25 protein-coding genes are annotated in these 18275 nt (G+C 54.5%); all 25 read left to right on the top strand.

Annotated elements, in window-relative coordinates; translation table 11 throughout:
• The first annotated feature begins 6 nt into the window (after positions 1-6).
• Complete coding sequence (locus D2E25_RS01390) at positions 7-858, top strand: hypothetical protein (RefSeq protein WP_125979260.1); 852 nt, start codon at positions 7-9, stop codon at positions 856-858.
• Between the two features lie 341 nt (positions 859-1199).
• Complete coding sequence (locus D2E25_RS01385) at positions 1200-3032, top strand: primase-helicase family protein (protein ID WP_241216907.1); 1833 nt, start codon at positions 1200-1202, stop codon at positions 3030-3032.
• Between the two features lie 27 nt (positions 3033-3059).
• On the top strand, positions 3060-3620 hold the full coding sequence (locus D2E25_RS10630; protein WP_241216906.1) for a bifunctional DNA primase/polymerase: 561 nt from the start codon (positions 3060-3062) through the stop codon (positions 3618-3620).
• A 212-nt stretch (positions 3621-3832) separates the two neighbouring features.
• Positions 3833-4066, top strand: a complete 234-nt coding sequence (locus D2E25_RS01380) for a hypothetical protein (protein ID WP_125979259.1) — start codon at positions 3833-3835, stop codon at positions 4064-4066.
• Positions 4067-4100: 34 nt separating this feature from the next.
• On the top strand, positions 4101-4388 hold the full coding sequence (locus D2E25_RS01375; RefSeq protein WP_125979258.1) for a hypothetical protein: 288 nt from the start codon (positions 4101-4103) through the stop codon (positions 4386-4388).
• A complete protein-coding gene (locus D2E25_RS01370) occupies positions 4385-4837 on the top strand; it encodes a hypothetical protein (protein WP_125979257.1) in 453 nt (150 codons plus the stop codon). Before D2E25_RS01375 ends, D2E25_RS01370 begins: the two co-directional genes overlap by 4 nt.
• Before the next feature lie 76 nt (positions 4838-4913).
• Positions 4914-5624: a hypothetical protein gene (locus D2E25_RS01365; RefSeq protein WP_125979256.1), complete on the top strand. Its 711-nt coding sequence runs from the start codon at positions 4914-4916 to the stop codon at positions 5622-5624.
• Positions 5625-6079: 455 nt separating this feature from the next.
• Positions 6080-6508, top strand: coding sequence for a hypothetical protein (locus tag D2E25_RS01360; RefSeq protein WP_125979255.1), 429 nt, complete (start codon positions 6080-6082; stop codon positions 6506-6508).
• A 138-nt stretch (positions 6509-6646) separates the two neighbouring features.
• Positions 6647-6964 (top strand): HNH endonuclease, encoded by a 318-nt coding sequence (locus tag D2E25_RS01355; RefSeq protein WP_125979254.1) that lies wholly within the window; start codon positions 6647-6649, stop codon positions 6962-6964.
• 299 nt (positions 6965-7263) lie between these two features.
• Positions 7264-7884 carry a hypothetical protein gene (locus D2E25_RS01350; RefSeq protein ID WP_241216905.1) on the top strand — a complete coding sequence of 207 codons (621 nt, stop codon included), beginning with the start codon at positions 7264-7266 and terminating at the stop codon, positions 7882-7884.
• Between the two features lie 31 nt (positions 7885-7915).
• Positions 7916-8311 carry a hypothetical protein gene (locus D2E25_RS01345; RefSeq protein ID WP_125979253.1) on the top strand — a complete coding sequence of 132 codons (396 nt, stop codon included), beginning with the start codon at positions 7916-7918 and terminating at the stop codon, positions 8309-8311.
• Positions 8311-10107, top strand: coding sequence for a terminase (locus tag D2E25_RS01340; RefSeq protein ID WP_125979252.1), 1797 nt, complete (start codon positions 8311-8313; stop codon positions 10105-10107). Before D2E25_RS01345 ends, D2E25_RS01340 begins: the two co-directional genes overlap by 1 nt.
• Entirely contained in the window at positions 10101-11507 is a 1407-nt protein-coding gene (locus D2E25_RS01335; RefSeq protein ID WP_125979251.1) for a phage portal protein, read from the top strand. Before D2E25_RS01340 ends, D2E25_RS01335 begins: the two co-directional genes overlap by 7 nt.
• Positions 11491-12729 carry a VG15 protein gene (locus D2E25_RS01330; RefSeq protein ID WP_125979250.1) on the top strand — a complete coding sequence of 413 codons (1239 nt, stop codon included), beginning with the start codon at positions 11491-11493 and terminating at the stop codon, positions 12727-12729. Before D2E25_RS01335 ends, D2E25_RS01330 begins: the two co-directional genes overlap by 17 nt.
• Positions 12726-12989: a hypothetical protein gene (locus D2E25_RS01325; protein ID WP_125979249.1), complete on the top strand. Its 264-nt coding sequence runs from the start codon at positions 12726-12728 to the stop codon at positions 12987-12989. Before D2E25_RS01330 ends, D2E25_RS01325 begins: the two co-directional genes overlap by 4 nt.
• Before the next feature lie 82 nt (positions 12990-13071).
• Entirely contained in the window at positions 13072-13626 is a 555-nt protein-coding gene (locus tag D2E25_RS01320; RefSeq protein WP_125979248.1) for a hypothetical protein, read from the top strand.
• An 11-nt stretch (positions 13627-13637) separates the two neighbouring features.
• Entirely contained in the window at positions 13638-14582 is a 945-nt protein-coding gene (locus D2E25_RS01315) for a phage major capsid protein (protein WP_125979247.1), read from the top strand.
• Positions 14582-14986, top strand: coding sequence for a hypothetical protein (locus tag D2E25_RS01310; RefSeq protein WP_125979246.1), 405 nt, complete (start codon positions 14582-14584; stop codon positions 14984-14986). Before D2E25_RS01315 ends, D2E25_RS01310 begins: the two co-directional genes overlap by 1 nt.
• Before the next feature lie 11 nt (positions 14987-14997).
• Positions 14998-15495, top strand: a complete 498-nt coding sequence (locus tag D2E25_RS01305) for a head-tail connector protein (protein ID WP_125979245.1) — start codon at positions 14998-15000, stop codon at positions 15493-15495.
• Entirely contained in the window at positions 15492-15923 is a 432-nt protein-coding gene (locus D2E25_RS01300) for a DUF6093 family protein (protein ID WP_125979244.1), read from the top strand. Before D2E25_RS01305 ends, D2E25_RS01300 begins: the two co-directional genes overlap by 4 nt.
• Positions 15916-16311, top strand: coding sequence for a hypothetical protein (locus D2E25_RS01295; RefSeq protein WP_125979243.1), 396 nt, complete (start codon positions 15916-15918; stop codon positions 16309-16311). The genes D2E25_RS01300 and D2E25_RS01295 overlap by 8 nt, the downstream gene beginning before the upstream one ends.
• Before the next feature lie 5 nt (positions 16312-16316).
• On the top strand, positions 16317-16721 hold the full coding sequence (locus D2E25_RS01290; RefSeq protein WP_241216964.1) for a transcriptional regulator: 405 nt from the start codon (positions 16317-16319) through the stop codon (positions 16719-16721).
• Between the two features lie 31 nt (positions 16722-16752).
• The gene (locus tag D2E25_RS01285; protein WP_125979241.1) at positions 16753-17307 is read left to right on the top strand and encodes a phage tail tube protein; all 555 of its coding nucleotides are present in this window, start codon (positions 16753-16755) and stop codon (positions 17305-17307) included.
• Positions 17308-17389: 82 nt separating this feature from the next.
• Positions 17390-17881, top strand: a complete 492-nt coding sequence (locus tag D2E25_RS01280; protein WP_125979240.1) for a DNA primase — start codon at positions 17390-17392, stop codon at positions 17879-17881.
• A gap of 71 nt (positions 17882-17952) precedes the next feature.
• The gene (locus D2E25_RS01275) at positions 17953-18258 is read left to right on the top strand and encodes a hypothetical protein (protein WP_241216904.1); all 306 of its coding nucleotides are present in this window, start codon (positions 17953-17955) and stop codon (positions 18256-18258) included.
• Positions 18259-18275: the final 17 nt, after the last annotated feature.

The following is an 18275-nucleotide window of genomic DNA, read 5'->3' as shown; positions in this document are numbered from 1 at the left end:
ACCATTATGTACGGTCAAAACAACTACCAACAGCAAGGATACGGATACCAGCCACAGCAAGGCTATCCACCACAAGCACAAGGCTACCCGCCACAGCAAGCACCACAGCCTGCCGTGCAAATGAGTGCTGCTGAAATGCTCGACCAAATCAGCCGCCAATCCAGCAAAAGCGCCCACTTCGAACAACCCGGCGACAGGGTAAGCGGCATTATCGAAAACGTGACAGCCAGCCAAGTACGCGACTACACCACCAAAGAACCGCAATTCTGGAAAGACGGATCTCCATGCCTGCAAGTTGTCGTGACCATCGACACTGGCATCACGGATCCGAATGTAGAAGACGATGACGGGCGCCGTACCGTGTACATCAAAGGCTGGGGTGTCCAACGCCGCGCATGGCTCAATGCCTTGCGTAATGCTGGCTTGAAGAAGGCGAGTGAGATTAAGCCTGGCGACCATTTCACTGCCACCTTCACCGGGTATGGTGAGCGGAACGCGAATCGGCAGCCAGCCAAACTATTCGAATACGTGATTGAACACCAGTCACCCGCTGATCTTGCTATGAATCCGCCTCAAAACATGCCCCAGCCGGCCCCGTACGCGCCTACTCCAACTCAACCCTCATTCGGATACCCGCAGCAGGCGCCCATGTCTCAGAATCCGAATTTGAGCACACCCGCACAAGCAGCCACGCCAGCAGCGCCGCGAGTAGATGAACAGCAGGTTTTGCAAATGCATGCGGCTGGTAAGAGCGTGCCAGAAATCCAAACCATGACCGGTTTCCTGGCTACGGATATTCAACGCGTGATTTTGCAGGCTCGCCCACACGGTGGTAGCGAGCAGGAGCCAGAATTCTAACCAGCAAGCAGTCAACAGGTTTGGTCGACTGACGTGAAAAATCAGCCGACCGAACCAGCCAAACTAGTCGTACATCATTCAAGGAGTCTGACGATGCAAAACGTAAGAGATGTCATAGCGCGTAGTCTCTCGCCGGCTCAAAACACTGTAATTCAACTCAAGTCTTACGTGTCTTACGCACTCTTACTTTGCCAAAGTAAGACCTTTTTTGTTGGTATTACGCCATTACAGACCATATATTACAACTCTTACGTTGTTTTTACTCTATATATAAGTAAGTATGTATGTAATGGTGTTTGTTTAGGGGCTGTAAGACGTAAGACCTGCCGAGGTGATCTTCAATGACACTAGACGGTCAATACAAGGATTATTCGCCGATTGAAACGGACACTCTCCCAGCCAAATTCTTCGGCTGTTTTAAACTGCTTGACCTGACTTTCACCCCGGCGAACGATTTCACAATCATTCGCACGCTCACCGGTCATAATCTTGAGCTCGTCTGTGATGGTGAGGGCAAGAATAAGAGTCCGGTCGTGGATGCGGGGTATCAGAAAGCGATTTGGGAGTTGCGTGAGCATCATTTGCGTTACTGTCCGTCGCAGGATCGTCTCTGGCGGCGTGATGTGGATGATACTGATCATCCTGGCGATCGTCTGATTTTGAATTCGTGGCATCCGATTAAAAGCATCGAAGACGAGTACGGGATCGGCGCAAATGCGAATAGTAGTAAGCGTAATCCGAATATGAGTGCTGCTATTTTGCGTGAGGCGAAGCGTGCTCAATGGTTTCCGCAGGTTGAGCGTGGTTTGCGGGTTGATCCGTGTGTGTGGATTCGTGTGAATGGCAAGCTTATGGAGTATCGGGGTGAGAATGATATTGCGGTGACGCAGACTTTGCCGCCGACTGGCATGGGTAATGCTGCGGTACAGCAAGCGTGGAATATCGCCCGCTGGCTCACCAATGATGAGTCTTCCGCGCGTAATCTGATTCGTTTGTTTGCTACTCCGTGGTTGGAGCCGTTTAAGCAGCTGAGCTATGTGCTTAGTGGGCATGGTGGTGATGGTAAGACGCTGATTATGCGTCAGGCTGTCATGGGTGTGCTTGGCTCTGAGCGTGTTTTTCCCGGTTTTAGTGTGGCTCAATACTGCTCTGGAGGCGGCTACACGCTGAATCGCGAGAGTATGAATGATGCGATGGACGGTAAAGCATTCGCCTATGACGATGAAGCTTGTGAAGTCATCGAAAGCATGCTGCCTTCGTTGCGTGCATTGTCTACAGGTTCGGAGATGCAGGCTCGTGTGACTGGTGGTAAGTATCGTACTGTGTCACCGACGGCGACCATGGTGATCTTGACAAATATGGCTTTCGCTGACTCGTCAGAAAAATCGGATCGGCGTCGCTTCGTCAAGATCGACATGCACCCAGCTGTTGGCCGCTCTTACGACGAGTACCACGCTATTGAAACCTTTTGTAAAAGGCATCCGGCCGCGTTTTATGCTGCGAGCGCTCGTTTGTGGGTGGAGTCGGATGTGCCGGATTTGGTGAATTTGTCGCCTGCTCGTCAGATTTCGGATGAGGCGTATTGGCTGATTACGTCGATTTTGGAGAATGAGGAGCGTTATGGGCAGCCGGTGGTGTCTCGTCAGGATTATCGTGATGAGTTTCATGCGGCTTTGCCGGATTCTCTTCTTGACTTGCTGGGGTTGAAGAACAGTACAAGTACTGCGCTGCCGGGCGGGCAGCAGCGTGTGGCTCGTGTGGCTGATCGTGCGCGTTTTGACGTGTACGCGAATGCATTGGATTCTGACGTGGAGGCACCGGATGAGGAGGCGAGTATGGAGGTGAATGCACTGGCTATGCCTGGCGTGGATTCTTTGCAGCTGTTGGATGTGGCGGATTCTTGTCGGCAGAATGCGCAACTAATTGAGGGCTTGTGTATGGGGCAGGTTGGTTTTGCTCCATGCGAGGGCAAGGTGAAGAAGGACGGTGTTGTTGATGAGAAAGTGAGCTTGTCGTGGAAACGCTTGAATGCTGATCTTGAGCATCGCAGCACTTCCGATACGGTTCGCTTGGACCAGGCGCGTTATTGTGTGCCTTTGCTGGGGCGTACTTTTGTGATCGATTGTGATGCGCCGAAGCAGGAAGGCCAGCCGCATGGCTTCCAGGTTTTGTAATCCAAGATTGGCAAGTACGATACTGGCGTGCTGCCGTCCACTCTGGCGGTGCGTTCTCCGCATGGCTTGCACTTGTATTATCGTTTGCCTGCTGATTTTGATATTAGCCGGTTGAAGAATGCGGTGCACCCGGACATGATGCCTATTGACCTACGCGTAGCTGGTAAAGGCTACGTGCTTGGACCGGGTAGCGTGGCAAATGGTGGTAAATATCAGATTTGTGACATGCCTGAGATGGATGTGATTCCAGAGGCGACGCCGGCTATGCTGCGTTTTCTCGAGAAAGAGTTTATGGACCAGCCACAGCAGGCGGCTACTGTGCAGCAGGTTTTTAGCGTGGATGATGTCATGCGCGAGCCGAATCCGCTGCGACGCTCATCGAACGGTCGCCCGGATATGACGCCTATACCGGAGGGTGCGCGGAATGATACGTTGCACGCGTGGGCTTACGGCAGGCTCCTGCATCATCCCGATAATGAGCGGCAGATTGAGCGCGACTTGTATGAGCGTGGTCACGCGTCTGGCTTGCAGGATGCTGAGCTTGCTTCGATTTGGAAATCTATCAAACGCCACCAAGGAAAGAGGTGATTTATGAGCGATTTGTGGCTTGCTATAGGAATGTTCGTCTGGCTCGTCCTCAATATCAGTCTGATAATTACCGGCTTACGACTCTTAATGCATGTCCTCAGTGAGAGCGATTGCGATGAGTGGAGTCCCCTAGCTGGACTGCTTATCACTATTCTCACCAGTGGCTCGTGGGCGGCTTGGATTATTACCTGCTTGAGGCTCGGAGGTGTGCAATGAGTATGCGCGAATATGTCACGATCACATACCATGCGGTAGACGAGCAGCGTGGATACCATCATTCAATCCCACTCGCCTCAGCTGACGTGGATCAATGGGATATGTGGCATCCCATGATTACTACGCCTTGTGAGCCATATGGCTACCGTGCGCGCGATCTCAAAATCGCATTGGACCGAGTGTGCCACAAAATCATTGATCATCTCGAAAACATGAGCTTCGAAGACTAGCAGCAAAATCCGATCGGGGATAAAGGGGGAAATTATGATTCAGCAGGTTGTTGACTCGAATATGGTGTATCCGCGCCAGTTGCGTATCGAATTATTACGAAGCGACGGCGTGACGATTGATCTTGGCTCGCTGACAGGCGGCCCGGACATGCCGAATACGACTACAGCACATCCGAGGCTTATCAAAGATGAGCGCTGGCGGGACCTCGTATTCTCAGCCTTGGTAGATTGGATGGAAGCGATATTAGAGTACGCGGCTGCCTCAAGCGACGATGAAGAAGATGATGAAGACGATGAGGACGATGAGGACGATGATCTATGAGGCGGAAGGCGAAAGAGCATAAGCCATCTTGGCTGCGTATTTTTGCACCGCCGGGCAATCTTGCGAAATTAGAAGCCTGCGTGTGCGAGGGATGCGGCAGGTGGGTGATCGTCCAACAATTAGGCGTGTGGGACACGTATGATGCGGGCATTATCCAAGGCGACGACCTCATGATCGCAATCATCCTTAAGAAGCGATTGACGCGAATCCGCTGGAATGTGGATTATGCGCAACCTACTTTGATTGACGTGTGTGGAGATAAGGGAATTAGTCCAGATGGTCAGTATCTTGCCGAGCATGATTGCCGGCTAGGCCGCGTTTCTGATACGCCTTTTCGTCCACCGCGTAAGCCGCATCCTGCGGGTAAGCCTTTTACTACTAGCATTTCAGACGAAGACGTGAAAGCCTTCGAGAAAATTTGGCGCACCCCATTGCGCAAGCTCAAGTAAAAAGCCCCAACCCTTGGGGCTGAGGCGATTATGCGACAGTAATCAGTCTAGCTCAGCCAGCATATAAGGGGCAATCATGGTCGACAGCACACGCTTCTACACTAATTTGCGCACTCTAAAAGACGGGTGGGCACCCTTATGTCTGATTGCCGCGCGTAAAGCGTCCGTCGTGCATTCCACTGGCGGGCATGGCGCGCGTTCTAGCGCACCATTGCCGTTGAATGTTGGCGCGTGGCAGTTACAGCAGGATATCGAAAAGCTCGTAAATATGATGGTTACTGCTGCTGGCTTGCACGCGCATCACGCGATGATCGTGCCCGATCTCATCAAGGGTTTACTCGCTAATCCCGGCCGACTGGAATCACGCACCGATTGGCCTATGATCAGCGCTTTAGTCGATAAGGCGGTATTGCGCTTAGCTCGTACGCTTGACCCGCCACCGGACACAAAAATGATCGGCTGGTGCCCCCAGTGCGGGTGTGAGCTACGTTGTACACCGCTCGAAATCGCTGGCGGATACACAGCATGCGAGCGCTGTGGGAAGGAATCCAAGATCAAAGAAGTGCCTCGGGCGAGTATGGCGCGGCTTGCAGTCGGTGGCGTGCGAGGCACTGCGGCAGAAATCGTCAGGTGGTTGAATCCGTGGGGCATTGAGGTGAAGCGGAATACAATTACCCAGTGGGGTAAGCGCGGGCGGCTTCAGCCGGTTGGTGCCGCCCCGGATAGTGGAGCGCCGATTTATCTCGTGTGGGATATATGGCAGGAATTGAATCGTAAAAAAGAGTGATTGTCACCGATATTTGACAAAGCAGTTTTGTCACCGTATACATGTCTACAGTGGTCATTTTCATACCCACGGGCATGGGATGACCTTCGCGGCATCATGTATTGATTGCATGGCATCATTATTCGATTGGCATTCAGGGTGATGCCATGCGATCTTGTTTTATGATTGGCGTATGCCAGTCGAAAATAATTCCACTAAGCAAGTGTCTGCTGCTCTTGATTATCTTCTCAAGAAATGGCCCAATCCTAGAGAATGTCCGATCTGTCATGAAAACTCATGGGTGGTTGGAGCCGTGTATAGTCTTCGTCGATTCACTGATGGAGAGCCCACCAATTCGGATGATCGAGGTCGGATATTCCCGGTTACTCCAGTTACCTGTGTGAATTGTGGATACACGATGCTGTTCAATTCCATTGTCGCTAATGCGGTTGATCCAGATGTGCCGCGTCCCGAGAATGGTGGCAAGAACCTTGAGTGATGGTGGTCTTTACGGTGATGGACTGAGGTCACAGTCAACGTCGAACGCCGCTAATATGACACTTCACCCTAAACGACGTAACGAAGAGGTGATTGAAGTGTTATCTAGTGAAATCGATGGTTTAAAACGGCGAATAATGCATCTTCATCTTGTCGCCCCGTGGAATGAGACCATTCTAGGTGCATCCATTGGGTTAATTACATCCGCTGTATTTGGACTAGTTGGCTTCTATCAGACAGTTGGCGCTCCTCGGTGGGTGGAAATAGTAATGATCGCCTTTCTTGCTGGGGGTGTAGTTGCTACAGCACTCTGCTTGTTATTTAGGAAAAACATGGCAACTATCGAAGAAGAGCAGAAAAACGATCTCATCGAAGAGCTTGATCGATGGAAACGTGATAGCGAATAAATAAGTTCTGATACTAGTGGGAATAACAAGAAACGGCGCCCGCGATTGCGAGCGCCGTTCTTGTGTTGAAACGATTGTTTGGAGTACTGGCGTGGACGATCATCCCCGACGCCTCGTGCTCTCAGGGATGTTGATGTCATGAGAAACAAGCGCATTAGGTGGAACAATAGCGACCGGGCTGCTCGACTTCCTACCGATTGGGCATGGCGGCGGCAGGTCGTTCGCGATCGCGCGCACAACAGATGTCAAGCTCAACATCATGCGCCTGAATGCAATGGCATTGGTACGGATTGTGACCACATCAAGCAAGGCGATGACCATAGCTTCGACAATCTGCAATGGTTGTCGCACGCTTGTCACAAAGCGAAAACCGAACAAGAAAACGCAGAACGCAATCATATGAAAGCAAAACAACGATTACACCCGAAGGAAAGACTTCCAGGAATGCTAGAATAATCGGCAAGCCGGGTGGGAGGGGACTCCCCGGCCTAATCGCTAAAAACCGCCGGATAGCACTTTCGATCATACGTACGCCGTAAACCTTTGTTTTGGCTGCCGTGTCATCTTTGACTTGATGGTGTCAAACTGCTTTTAGGGGACTGTTTTTACGTGTTTTTGGGGCATTGCAGCGTTGGGCGAGCTGGTATGTGCAGTTTTATTTCGTAACACGTTACCAACTGTTACGAAATTGGCAAAAGTGTTGCAATTATTGACTATTCAGCGTTTTTTACCACCTGTTACGTTATAATAAAAACGTGACACGATGTGAATACTGCGGCAAGGATATTCAACAAAGCGACGGGCGAGGCCGCAAACGCCGCTACTGTTCCAACGCATGCCGTCAAGCAGCCCACAGACGAGGCAAAACGATGCCAGTGCCAGCCGAAATGGCACTCGCTGACCGTTGGATGCGCTGGCGGCGCATCACACGAGGCGATGGGACCACCAAGCAGCCAATCACAGTCGACGGTCTCCCCGCATCGAGCACTGACCCCTCTACTTGGTCTCCGCTCGTCGTCGCAGAGAGCTCGAACGCTGGCGACGGGCTCGGGTTTGCGCTCGGCAACGGGATCGCATGTATCGATCTTGATCATTGCTATGATTCGCGAGGCTATCTGACCGATTGGGCGAAGATGATCATCGCGCCGGTCGAAGGTCGGACGTACATCGAAATCAGCCCCAGTGGTGAAGGGCTGCACATCTGGGGGGTTACAGGAGAACGAACCGGCATCAAGGTACGCAATGACCTTGGTATGAACATTGAAGCCTATTCCCAAGGCAGATACATCACTTACACGGGGCACAAGTTCCGTGATTCACCGCTAAAACTAGCAAACCTGACGTTCTTATTCGACGTTATACCCCGCCTCGCCTGACCTTACGACATGAAAAGGAGGATGTTCGCACATGGTTGAAGATACATCTTCCCATCGTATGCCGTCCGGCCTCATCCGAGATGGTAAGGGACAGCGCCTGTGGCGCGATCTGACTTCCAAATGGGAGTTCACACAAGCTGAATATAAACTGCTAGAGACAGCTTGCTACACCGCCGACAGAATTGTTCGGGAACGCCGAGCCATCGGTGACCAGCTCATTGTCAAAGGAAGCCAAGGTCAGATCGTCGCCCACCCGTTACTTGCACAGCTACGCGCCGACGAGGAACACTTAGCAAAACTGCTTGCACGTATCGACATGCCCGAACCAGAAGAAAACGAGTCATCCGGCACGAATGATGGACAGCGTTCCTCCCAGATGCGCGCGGTCGTCAACAGTCGCTGGCATACGGCGTACGGGAGCGGCTGATGGCACGGCTGCTCACCAAACGGGCGGCCACTCTCATCCCCGATCGGGCGGACGAATACCGTGAGATCGCCAACTGGTATCGTGCTGCACTCGACCATGAGCCAGCACGCCAGTGGAACACAAGCCCGACATTGATCGGCCCCACATGGAAGCGTGCTGGCAATCATTGGCTATTGCCAGAGCGCACACTCGGCTGGAATTTCCTTGCATGGAGTGGCTACTGGTTGCGCGACTCGAAACGTCGCCTGCCATGGAAGTGGACACTCGAACAAGCCCGTTTCTGGCTGTGGTTCTACGCGCTCGACGAGCGCGGCGTCCCTCTGCACGACAATGCCGTATTACAGCGGCTCAAAGGATGGGGCAAGGATCCGATGGCAGCCGGTGGCGCTGTCGCTTCGTGTTTCGCTGATCTCACGTTTGATCACTGGGACCGTAACGGGGAGCCGGTTGGCCGCGAGGAGCCAAATGCGTGGGTGCAGGTGTGTGCTGTCAGTCAGGAACAGACCAAGAACACCATGAAACTCCTTCCTGGTCTTATCCCCGCTGAAACTCGGCGATATTACGGTATCCAATTGGGCAAACTGAACATGTACGCGTTGGGAGATTCACGACAGATCGAAGCGGTCACGTCGTCGCCGCTCGCGTTGGAGGGCGGACGCCCCACATTTCTAATCCGCAACGAAACGCAGAACTGGAATAGTTCGAACGGTGGGCATGACATGGACGGTGTCCTGTCTGGTAATGCTGCGAAATCCGAAGACAGTGTGAATGTGAAGATGCTCGATATCTGCAACGCGTACCGCGACGGTGAAGATTCTGTAGCACAGCGCGTACGCGAAGCATGGGAAGGTACCCAAGGCGACCCCAATAGCCCGGACAAGGGATTGCGCCCTAAATATATGGATTTCGGCCTGCTCTACGATTCGATCGAGGCCGCACCGGATACGCCCATGACCGAGGAAAGCATCCCGAAGGTCGTCGAGGACGTGCGCGGCGATTCGACATGGTTGAGTACCACGAAGATCGTCAAGGAAATCATTAACCCGAAGAATCCTGTTTCGGAGTCCCGGCGCAAATGGTTTAACCAGTGCGAGGCACCAGAGGACGCATATGTCACTTCACAGGAATGGGATGCGAACGAGCATTCCGAACTGGTGCTCGAGCCCGGGGAAAGGATCGTCATGTTCCTTGACTGTTCTCTCACCGATGATGCGACCGGCCTAGTCGCATGCCGCCTGTCAGATGGGTTTATCAAGCCGTTGGGCATGTGGCAGCGGCCGCCAGGCGACCGTGGTAAGCAGTGGCGCGTGCCGCGTGAATCGGTGGACGACACGGTGCGCGAGGCCATGAGCCGTTATCAGGTCATGGCGTTCTGGGGTGATCCATCGCACGTGTTGGATGATGAGACTGGTTTGCACTACTGGGACCCATTATTCGACGCGTGGCATCGCGATTACGGGCGACGGCTGAAGCTGTGGGCGCGGCCATCCGGTCGTGATGCGCACGCGGTCATGTTTGACATGGTTCGTCTTGATACGCAGAAACGGTTTGTTGAATACGTCGATCAAGCATATACGGCCATCTGCGATAAGACGTTCCCGCACGATGGTGACGCGCGATTACGAGCGCATATGCTTAACGCTCGTCGCCAGCCCACAAAAGCGGGCATGAGTATCGCCAAGGAAGGGCGCGAGAGCCGGCGGAAGATTGATCTCGCATTCTGTGCGATCGCCGCATACGGCATGCGCCGCGAATATTTGAACACGAGAAAGCAAGGAGGTGGACAGGTATGGTAGACACGCTCAGTTACGAGTCCGCCGAAGAGGCTGAACAGGCGCTGCGTGAGATCATTCTGCCCTGCTATGGCGGTCAAATCCCCACATTGAACCGCATCGATCGTTGGTGGCGGTGGAACCCCAAACCCATCAGGCTACGGAACGCTACCTTGGAACATCGTATGCTGCGCGATTTAGGCGTGACACCGTGGCTGCGTCTTGTGGTTACTACCATCAGTCAGACCCTCTACCTAGAGGGCGTCGACATACCTGGTAAACAAGATACGGAATCAAATCGTGCGTTCTGGCATCCGTGGGTTGCCAACCGCATGGGTCGTAAGCAGGTTGCCTTGCACAAGGCTGCCATCGCCTACGGGTACGCGTTCGCATCCGTTCGATCTGCCGAAACAGTGGACGGTTCGAATCGTGCAAGCATTGAATGTTATTCACCTCGCGAGGGCTTCGCTGTCTACCGTGACCCCGCTCGAGACACGTTCCCGAAGGCGTTCGTCTATGTGCAGCATTTCGACTCGAATCCGGACGTGTACGAACTGTGGGACGCGTACCGCGTATGGCGGTGGGAGCGCAGTGACAACAACCAATATCGGTTCGTTGCTGCGACCGCACACAATGCTGTTGACCCGGATGGTAATCCGGTGTGTCCGATCGTCCGTTACGTCAACGATCTCGATCTTGAAGGGCGCGCGCCCGGCGAAGTCGAACCCTATATTCCTCTAGCTGGCCGGTTAAACAAGGACAATTATGACCGGCTACTCGCCCAGCACTACAACAGTTGGAAAGTACGCACCGTCACCGGCCTAGATATGAGTGCGCTCAATGACCAGCAGCGCGCCGACAAAAAGGCTCAACTACGTCATGATGATCTGCTCGCCGGCGGTGATGGTGTTCAGTTCGGCACTCTTCCTGAAACCACGTTGTCCAGTCTCATTGAGGCGAAGCAGGCTGATGTGGAGGAACTAGCCGCTGTCTCCCAGACGCCGACAACCGCGTTCGGCAAGATGGTCAACGTCGGCGACGCAGGCATCGAGGAAAGTCGCGCGGGCTTCTACGCAAAACGCGACGAACGACAGAAAAGCTTCGGCGTTAGCCACATGGACGTACTTCGATTGTGTGCAGCCGTCGAAGGCCGCATGGACGACGCGAGGAATTTCGACCTGACGCCAATCTGGGCGGACACGGATGTGCGCACGATCAACCAGGCTGTCGATGCGCTCGGCAAAGCCGCGCAAATGCTCGGTGTACCCAAGCAGATGCTCTGGGACATGATTCCGGGCGTATCTAAGCCTCGTGCCGATAGTTGGCGCGAATACGCTGACGCGCACCCCGACGCCGACGCGCTCGCCGTGCAAGCGTATCAAGCGCAGTTGAACCCGGCGGTGGCCGATGGCTCAGACTCGTAGCGGAGCCCTGCTAACCGATAAGCATCGGCGCGATCAAGTGCGGCTGGCGATCACCGCCGACAGTCAAGCGCGACGCATATGGGATTCCACGCTCGACCTGAACGATCTGAAGGGATCGCAGCCGATCTGGAAGAACGCAATCCTCAACCTGCTGCAAACATGGTGGAAGATCAGTGCTCAGACCGCGAACGCGTACCTACCGCAATTCCGTGAAGCGGAGACCGGTGACGGTTCGTTTGAGACGGCCATGCCACGTTTCGACCGTAAACGCATGGCTGATCAGATCGACTGGACGGGTGCGACGAACGTCTTATGGCACATCGCTCGCGGTGAGACACAGGAAGCAGCGTATGCGGCCGCGCGCAGTCTGTTTCTCGGCATCTTCCACGAAGCCGTGCTCACCGGTGGACGCATCACGATTGAACACTGGGCGAAAAAGGATCAGCGTGCGATTGGCTGGCGGCGCGTTTCGGACGGTGACCCGTGCGCGTTCTGTGCGATGCTCGTCACCCGCGGCCCTGTCTACACGAGCGAACAGAAGGCCTTGCTGCGTGCGTCCGACGGCAAGAAATACCATCCCCACTGCGGGTGTACCATCGAGGTCGTCTACGGCGATTGGAAACCCACCGAACAGGAGCAGCAGTGGATCGACGACTATTATCGCGCCGCTGAAAGCCTGCCCGACAAGACGCCGCGCACCGCGGAGACTGTGCTGCCACTCATGCGCCGCAACGGATCGTTTCGTGACTCCACGGCGCGAAGGAACGCTCCCGCAGCGCTAAAGCAACGCAGAGATGCCGCATTCGAACGCAAGATCGCCGTCAGGCGGTCCTCTCTCGTGCGAACTCCGAATGAGAAGATCATCAACCATATCCTTCACGGCGAGGGCGATGGCAAGCGCGGAGGACACATGTATGGTACGGGAGTACTCGGCAAGACCGAGTTCCCGGAATCATGGTCCGAAGACAACATCCTTGGAGCTATCCAACGTGTTATGGCCGATCCTGATTGGATTAGACCCGCCCCAAATGAACGAGCGCTGCACCAGTTCGGCAAGACCGTCGACGGTGTACAGGTCGAAGTCAAAGCGTATCTGGCCGACGGCGAATACGTCATCGACCAGGCGTATCCGGTCGGGGGCGATGGCGTGACTAAGAATACGTCTACAGGTAAGATCGATGTCAAACCCAGTCGTTCGAAACAATGGAGGAAGGCGAAGTGACGCTGGAAGAACTGACCACACTCGCCAAGCGTTGTCTTGAAGTCGTCAAAAACGTTGACGAAGACATTGAAGATTACGTTTCGGACGATCTTACGGCCGGAGAACCGGAATATGCCATAGCCAGCATGCTTGACGTGGCATACTCGCATCCGGAACTGTACGCGAGATTCCCGGATGAAGTATATGAATTAGCCAAGGATTCGGATTACCCGGTGATTCACCGTTACCTTGACCTACTGGAAAAGAACCGAGCGAGGTAGTTCTCGCACTGAGTTTTTCAAGCCACCATGAAGTTCATGGTGGTTTTTTTATGCCCGCAGGCCGGGCGGAAAGGAAAACACCATGGTTGACGAGAACATCGAAGACCAGACCCAGAACGCCGGCGAATCCGGCGCGCAGACGCCGTCCGACGCGGATGGCGGTCAGAAGCCTCCGTGGGAGCGCGACGGCGAAGAGTTCAATCCGGAGAAGGCGTGGAATCTCATCCAGCATCTACGCGACGACAACTCGAAGCTCAAGAGCGTGAATGAGACGACTAGCGCGAAACTACGTGAGTTTGAGGATGCCAAACTTACTGAGCAGGAGAAGATGCAGCGTGACCTTAAAGAGGTACGCGAGCAGCTCGCGTCCGTCAACGTGGAAAAGGCGTGGGCTGAGGCCCGCGCGAAATACCCGCAGCTAACCCAACAGGATTTTGATCTCATTGGTGCAGGTACGCCGGAGGAGATCGCAGACAAGGCCGCGAAGCTCGCGGCGCGCATCCCCGCACAGGATACGGAGAATGCAGCACGACAGGCAATTATCGAATCGGAGCGGCGCAAGCCGTTGACTGGCGGCAGTGACCCCCATCACAGTGATGGCGGGGACTGGCTGCGTGACGCTCTGACTAACAAGTAAAGGAAACTATCATGGCAGACAATTTCACCAGTTCTATCGGCCGCGCCGATCTTGGCGGCGCGCTCATCCCGGATGATATTAGTCAGGAGATCATCCAGACCATGCCGGAGTCTTCCGTGCTGCTGACCCGTGCGAAGCGTACGGCGATGAGCGCTCGCAAGAAGACGCAGCCGGTGCTCGCTACTTTGCCGGAGGCCTATTGGGTGCAGGAGGGTGCTCTCAAGCAGACGTCAAAGACCGGTTGGGAAGATGTGAACATCACTGCGGAAGAGCTCGCGGTTATTGTTCCGATCCCCGATTCGGTCGTGGATGATTCGAAGATCAACCTGTGGAACACGGTCAAGCCGCTGATTGCTGAGGCGTTCGGTCGTAAGATCGACGGTGCGGGTATCTTCGGTGTTGACAAGCCCGCCACTTGGGGTGATGACATTCTCACGGGTGCGACCAAGGCTAATAACACGATTACGCAGGGTACTGGCACTGATCTTGCGCAGGATGTTGCCAAGCTTGCGCAGAAGGTCAGCGAGGAAGGTTTCGCTGTCAATGGTTTTGCTAGCCAGCCGGGCTTGAACTGGCAGCTCGTTGGTTTGCGTGACGCGAACGGTCAGCCGGTTTACCAGCCGAGTCTCGCACAGGGTACTCCGTCTAACCTGTACGGTTATCCGCTCAACGAGGTCAAGAATGGTGCGTGGGATCCGACAAAGGCTGTGCTGCTTGCTGCGGATTGGTCGAAGTTCGTGGTCGGTGTCCGTCAGGATATGACGTATCAGCTGTTCGATCAGGGCGTTATCTCCGACGCGGACGGCAAGGTCATCTACAACCTCATGCAGCAGGATGCTAAGGCATTGCGTGTAGTCATGCGTGTCGGTTTCGCTGTTGCCAACCCGATGACTCGCGTCGCGAAGAAGGGCACCCAGTACCCGGCTGGCTTCATTGTCCCGAAGGCTGGTGCGTGATGGCTAAGCAGGTTCGATTCGTTTCCCAGCCGACTGTGATCGACGGTCAGAGCGTGAGCGAGCTTGCCGTGTTCGACGCGGACGGTAATCCGGTCGATCTCGCCGGTTCGTCCGGTGGAACGATCACGTCCGTGAAAGCGACCGGCCTGGCCGCCGGTGCTACACCGACTGCGACACTTGCCGACGGTGTGCTCACTCTGGGCATTCCAGCTGGAGCAAAAGGCGACCCTGGAGCGGCTGGTGCACCTGGCAAAGCTGGCACGAACGGTACTAACGGTGCGGCCGGCGTCGGCGTGAAGAGCCTTGCGCTGACCGCGGACGCGTCCGGCAAGATTACCGGTGGCACGCTCACCCTGACGAACAACACGACCAGTCCAGTCACGGTGACCACTGCCACCGCGTAAGGAGGCTGACCATGGCCGTCACCGCACTGCCTTCGTTCGCTGACACGGACGCGTTGGCTGAATGGCTTGGTGAGGACATCACTGACGATAAGGACGTGAAACGTGCGAAACGCTGCCTACGTGCCGCGTCGAATCGCATCCGCCGATACACGAAACGCACCTGGGTTGATGAGAACAACGAGCTCATCAACCCACTGCCGGAGGACTTGGAAGACGTGTGCCTCGCCTGTGCGGGACGCTTCTACCAGAACCCAGATGGCGAAACATCATGGTCGCGGCAGATCGACGACGGTATGGACGGTGGCAGCAGAAAGGTCGATGAGGCTGGCCTGTACCTGACCGCATCCGAAATGCAGACGCTGGATGATCTCGTCGCCGACCAATCACCATTAGTCGGCGGATTAGGCGTCATCTCCACAACGCGCAACGAACTACCCAGCACTGACATGAATCCCAGTTGGTTCGAGGATCCATGCCACGGATATTTAGAAGCGCGGGTGACCGGATGAGCCTACAGTTCAAACCTGCAAGTCTGACACGATTGCGCCGGTACGCGGAATCGCTGATGACGGACGAATGCCAGATCATCCGACATAGCCCTCCTGTCACCGACCGCGACACCGGCATAGTGACTGTACCAGAAACCTCCCTCTACGAAGGCCGCTGCAAGGTACAAACATCGGGCGGATTAGCAGCCGAGAACACTGAAGGCGGTATCGTCCAAGCACTCGGCGCAGTCACCCCAGTATGGAGTTTGTACCTTCACCTGCCCTACGGGACTACAGGATTATTGCCCGGTGACGTGGCTGAAATCACCCAAGCCACTGACCCGACACTGATCGGACGCCGATACCGTCTGCTCAACCTGCAATCCGAAAAAACACATGCAACAGCGCAACGCTGGAACGTGAAAGAAGTAGGCAACAGCAATGAGTAACGGTATCGACGCAAGTGAACTGACCGAATTCGGTAGACATATCGCGCTCGCTGCAGTGCATGCGAACGTGAAGATTGCGAAATCGGTGAAAAAGGGTGCGCAGAACGTGAAAGAGAGCGTGCAAGAAGACCTTGCACGCTCCTCTAATAGCGCGTTGCAGCGTATCAGCATTGGCTATGACATGGGATCGATTGGTACGCAAATTTACGCGGATATTAGCCCGCGTGAAGGTGGCGCATCCGCGTTGGCGAATATCGCGTTTTTTGGTACCGCGAAAGGCGGTGGCACGCATCAGTTTTACGAGCATGCTGAAGCAGAAGTGCCGGTATTAGCTGATTATGTGGCTGATGCTGGTGTGGAAGCTATCGGGGAGGTGATTGGTTTGTGAGTGTGATGGATGTGACGGGCGCGGTTCTTGCCTTGTTGCCTGACGGTTTGCCTGGCAGCGTGTGGAAGAACAGTGAGCCGGGTGAGGCAGACATGCCACCATGGGTGATTGCCACGTGTACGACTATTGACCATGCTCGCAGTGAGGCGATGCGCTTCACCGCGCATTCCGGTCGGTTGGAAGTGCGCGTCGCTTCACATACTGATGATGCAGTAAACGTGATTTGTGACGACAAGCTTATTCCTGTGCTTGATTGTCACGCTCCTGATCCTGTGCCTGGCTATTCGATGAGCCCATTGATTTTGTACGAGGATTCTGGTTCATATCCGGCTGGTTTGACTGCTGATGACACGTCACGCCGATATCGGGTGCGCGTCTTGCGATTCCGCTTCACGTGGAATCAGCTGTAACACCATTTTTTGATTCATAAAGGAGGCCATTATGGCTGCAACATTGAAATTGGGTACCAAGATTCCCGGCACATCTGCCGAGGGTAATATCACGACCCTTTGGGTGCCTACGATTGCGAATATTAAAGCTCCAACGCTCGATGAGCTCAACGCGGGTACTGATATTTCCAATTACGTGATGCTGGGTGGCTGGTCGTTTAGCCCGTCTCAGGATTCTGTGTCTGATCAGCGTGAGAACACTACGCAGGATTTCGGCGCGCCCGGTCGTAAAAGCGCTGGCGACATTTCAATCGAGGTGATCGACAACACGAACACCGAGCATCAGGATCAGAACGAGGCAGTTACCCTCATGGCTGAAAACAATGAAGGTTTCATTGTGCGCCGTCGTGGTATGGCTACGGATGCTCCGCTCGCTGCTGGCCAGAAGTTGACTGTGGTGGCGGTGCGTTGTGGTGAAAAACAGGTCATTAACCCGGATGCGAATACGATGATCCGTTCGAAGATTCCACTGTTTGCGAAGGCTCCCGGCTGGGAGTCTGAGACTGCTGCGATTGCAGCACCGGCAGCCGGTAAGACTGGCGCCTGATTTGTTCGCCTGCGCGCGGGAGTGAATACCCTCGCGTGCAGGCCTCATTGACTATTACGAGCGTAGAAAAAGGATGGATGCGATGGCACTGACGGTAAAGCGTAAACGAGTAGATGTTGATTTGATTCTTGACCAAGACACGGCCGAGCGTATTACCCAATTGGGTCGTGATCTTACGGCTGTTGAACAGCGGCATGTGACCGAGGGCGTGAACAGTGAGGCGAAGCGTATCGCCGGTGAGATTGATGAGCTGCGTGCGAGTGTCGCCCAGGATACGATTCATCTCACACTGGAGGCTTTACCGCTCTCGCAGTGGCGTCAAGTGTTGGAAGAAAACACGAGCGTGGTAGACGGTCAGCCTAAGCAGCGCGTGGAAGATATTACGCGTGACGCGATCCGCTTAATGACAGTGAAGACCGTGCCGGATACGCCGGTGAATGATATCGCTGACATTATTGGCGAGCTTTCTGACGGGCAGATTAGCCCCATCTGGTATGCGATTCGTGATTTGAACACGAGGATCGCTGACCCAAAAGCCGCATTGGAGAACGCCTCAAGGATTCTCCACGCTTAGTAAGCGAACTACGCTTATGTCGCACACTGGGCATCAGTTATAAGCGTTGGTGCGGGTGGGAGCCCACGCATATGGTCGAACACGATGAGATGGGTCGTGTTATTTCATGGCAGGCAGAAAACGAGTGGGATGCTACAGAACGCGAATGGATGCTCGCGTTAGACGAATACGAGCATTCACTATGCCCTTACTGTGGCATGCCTTCAAACGAATGCCATGATCCACTCATGCCCACCCACTGGCAAGCCACCATTGACGTGTGCCAAACCCAGCTTATGCGAAATGTCGCTATTTCCCAATGGAAGCAAGATCATCCAGGTGAAGACGATCGTGCAGGCGCGCTCACTACTCGCCTCACACCCCGAATCGAACCATAACTTAATGGAGGCTATAT

Origin of the sequence: Bifidobacterium goeldii, assembly GCF_003951095.1 — a bacterium.
Taxonomy (GTDB): domain Bacteria; phylum Actinomycetota; class Actinomycetes; order Actinomycetales; family Bifidobacteriaceae; genus Bifidobacterium; species Bifidobacterium goeldii.
The sequence above is the reverse complement of the archived record's forward strand: the minus strand, read 5'-3'. Positions and strand labels throughout refer to the sequence as shown.

Excerpts from the sequence above, each read along its gene's own strand:
- D2E25_RS01320 (WP_125979248.1), top strand. The coding sequence starts at position 13,072 with ATGGTTGACGAGAACATCGAAGACCAGACCCAGAACGCCGGCGAATCC.
- D2E25_RS01370 (WP_125979257.1), top strand. The coding sequence starts at position 4,385 with ATGAGGCGGAAGGCGAAAGAGCATAAGCCATCTTGGCTGCGTATTTTT.
- D2E25_RS01340 (WP_125979252.1), top strand. The coding sequence starts at position 8,311 with ATGGCACGGCTGCTCACCAAACGGGCGGCCACTCTCATCCCCGATCGG.
- D2E25_RS01380 (WP_125979259.1), top strand. The coding sequence starts at position 3,833 with ATGAGTATGCGCGAATATGTCACGATCACATACCATGCGGTAGACGAG.
- D2E25_RS01360 (WP_125979255.1), top strand. The coding sequence starts at position 6,080 with ATGGTGGCAAGAACCTTGAGTGATGGTGGTCTTTACGGTGATGGACTG.
- D2E25_RS01355 (WP_125979254.1), top strand. The coding sequence starts at position 6,647 with ATGAGAAACAAGCGCATTAGGTGGAACAATAGCGACCGGGCTGCTCGA.
- D2E25_RS01330 (WP_125979250.1), top strand. The coding sequence starts at position 11,491 with ATGGCTCAGACTCGTAGCGGAGCCCTGCTAACCGATAAGCATCGGCGC.
- D2E25_RS01345 (WP_125979253.1), top strand. The coding sequence starts at position 7,916 with ATGGTTGAAGATACATCTTCCCATCGTATGCCGTCCGGCCTCATCCGA.
- D2E25_RS01375 (WP_125979258.1), top strand. The coding sequence starts at position 4,101 with ATGATTCAGCAGGTTGTTGACTCGAATATGGTGTATCCGCGCCAGTTG.
- D2E25_RS01335 (WP_125979251.1), top strand. The coding sequence starts at position 10,101 with ATGGTAGACACGCTCAGTTACGAGTCCGCCGAAGAGGCTGAACAGGCG.
- D2E25_RS01280 (WP_125979240.1), top strand. The coding sequence starts at position 17,390 with ATGGCACTGACGGTAAAGCGTAAACGAGTAGATGTTGATTTGATTCTT.
- D2E25_RS01390 (WP_125979260.1), top strand. The coding sequence starts at position 7 with ATGTACGGTCAAAACAACTACCAACAGCAAGGATACGGATACCAGCCA.
- D2E25_RS01305 (WP_125979245.1), top strand. The coding sequence starts at position 14,998 with ATGGCCGTCACCGCACTGCCTTCGTTCGCTGACACGGACGCGTTGGCT.
- D2E25_RS01310 (WP_125979246.1), top strand. The coding sequence starts at position 14,582 with ATGGCTAAGCAGGTTCGATTCGTTTCCCAGCCGACTGTGATCGACGGT.
- D2E25_RS01300 (WP_125979244.1), top strand. The coding sequence starts at position 15,492 with ATGAGCCTACAGTTCAAACCTGCAAGTCTGACACGATTGCGCCGGTAC.
- D2E25_RS01295 (WP_125979243.1), top strand. The coding sequence starts at position 15,916 with ATGAGTAACGGTATCGACGCAAGTGAACTGACCGAATTCGGTAGACAT.
- D2E25_RS01315 (WP_125979247.1), top strand. The coding sequence starts at position 13,638 with ATGGCAGACAATTTCACCAGTTCTATCGGCCGCGCCGATCTTGGCGGC.
- D2E25_RS01275 (WP_241216904.1), top strand. The coding sequence starts at position 17,953 with ATGGTCGAACACGATGAGATGGGTCGTGTTATTTCATGGCAGGCAGAA.
- D2E25_RS01290 (WP_241216964.1), top strand. The coding sequence starts at position 16,317 with ATGGATGTGACGGGCGCGGTTCTTGCCTTGTTGCCTGACGGTTTGCCT.
- D2E25_RS01285 (WP_125979241.1), top strand. The coding sequence starts at position 16,753 with ATGGCTGCAACATTGAAATTGGGTACCAAGATTCCCGGCACATCTGCC.
- D2E25_RS01385 (WP_241216907.1), top strand. The coding sequence starts at position 1,200 with ATGACACTAGACGGTCAATACAAGGATTATTCGCCGATTGAAACGGAC.
- D2E25_RS01365 (WP_125979256.1), top strand. The coding sequence starts at position 4,914 with ATGGTCGACAGCACACGCTTCTACACTAATTTGCGCACTCTAAAAGAC.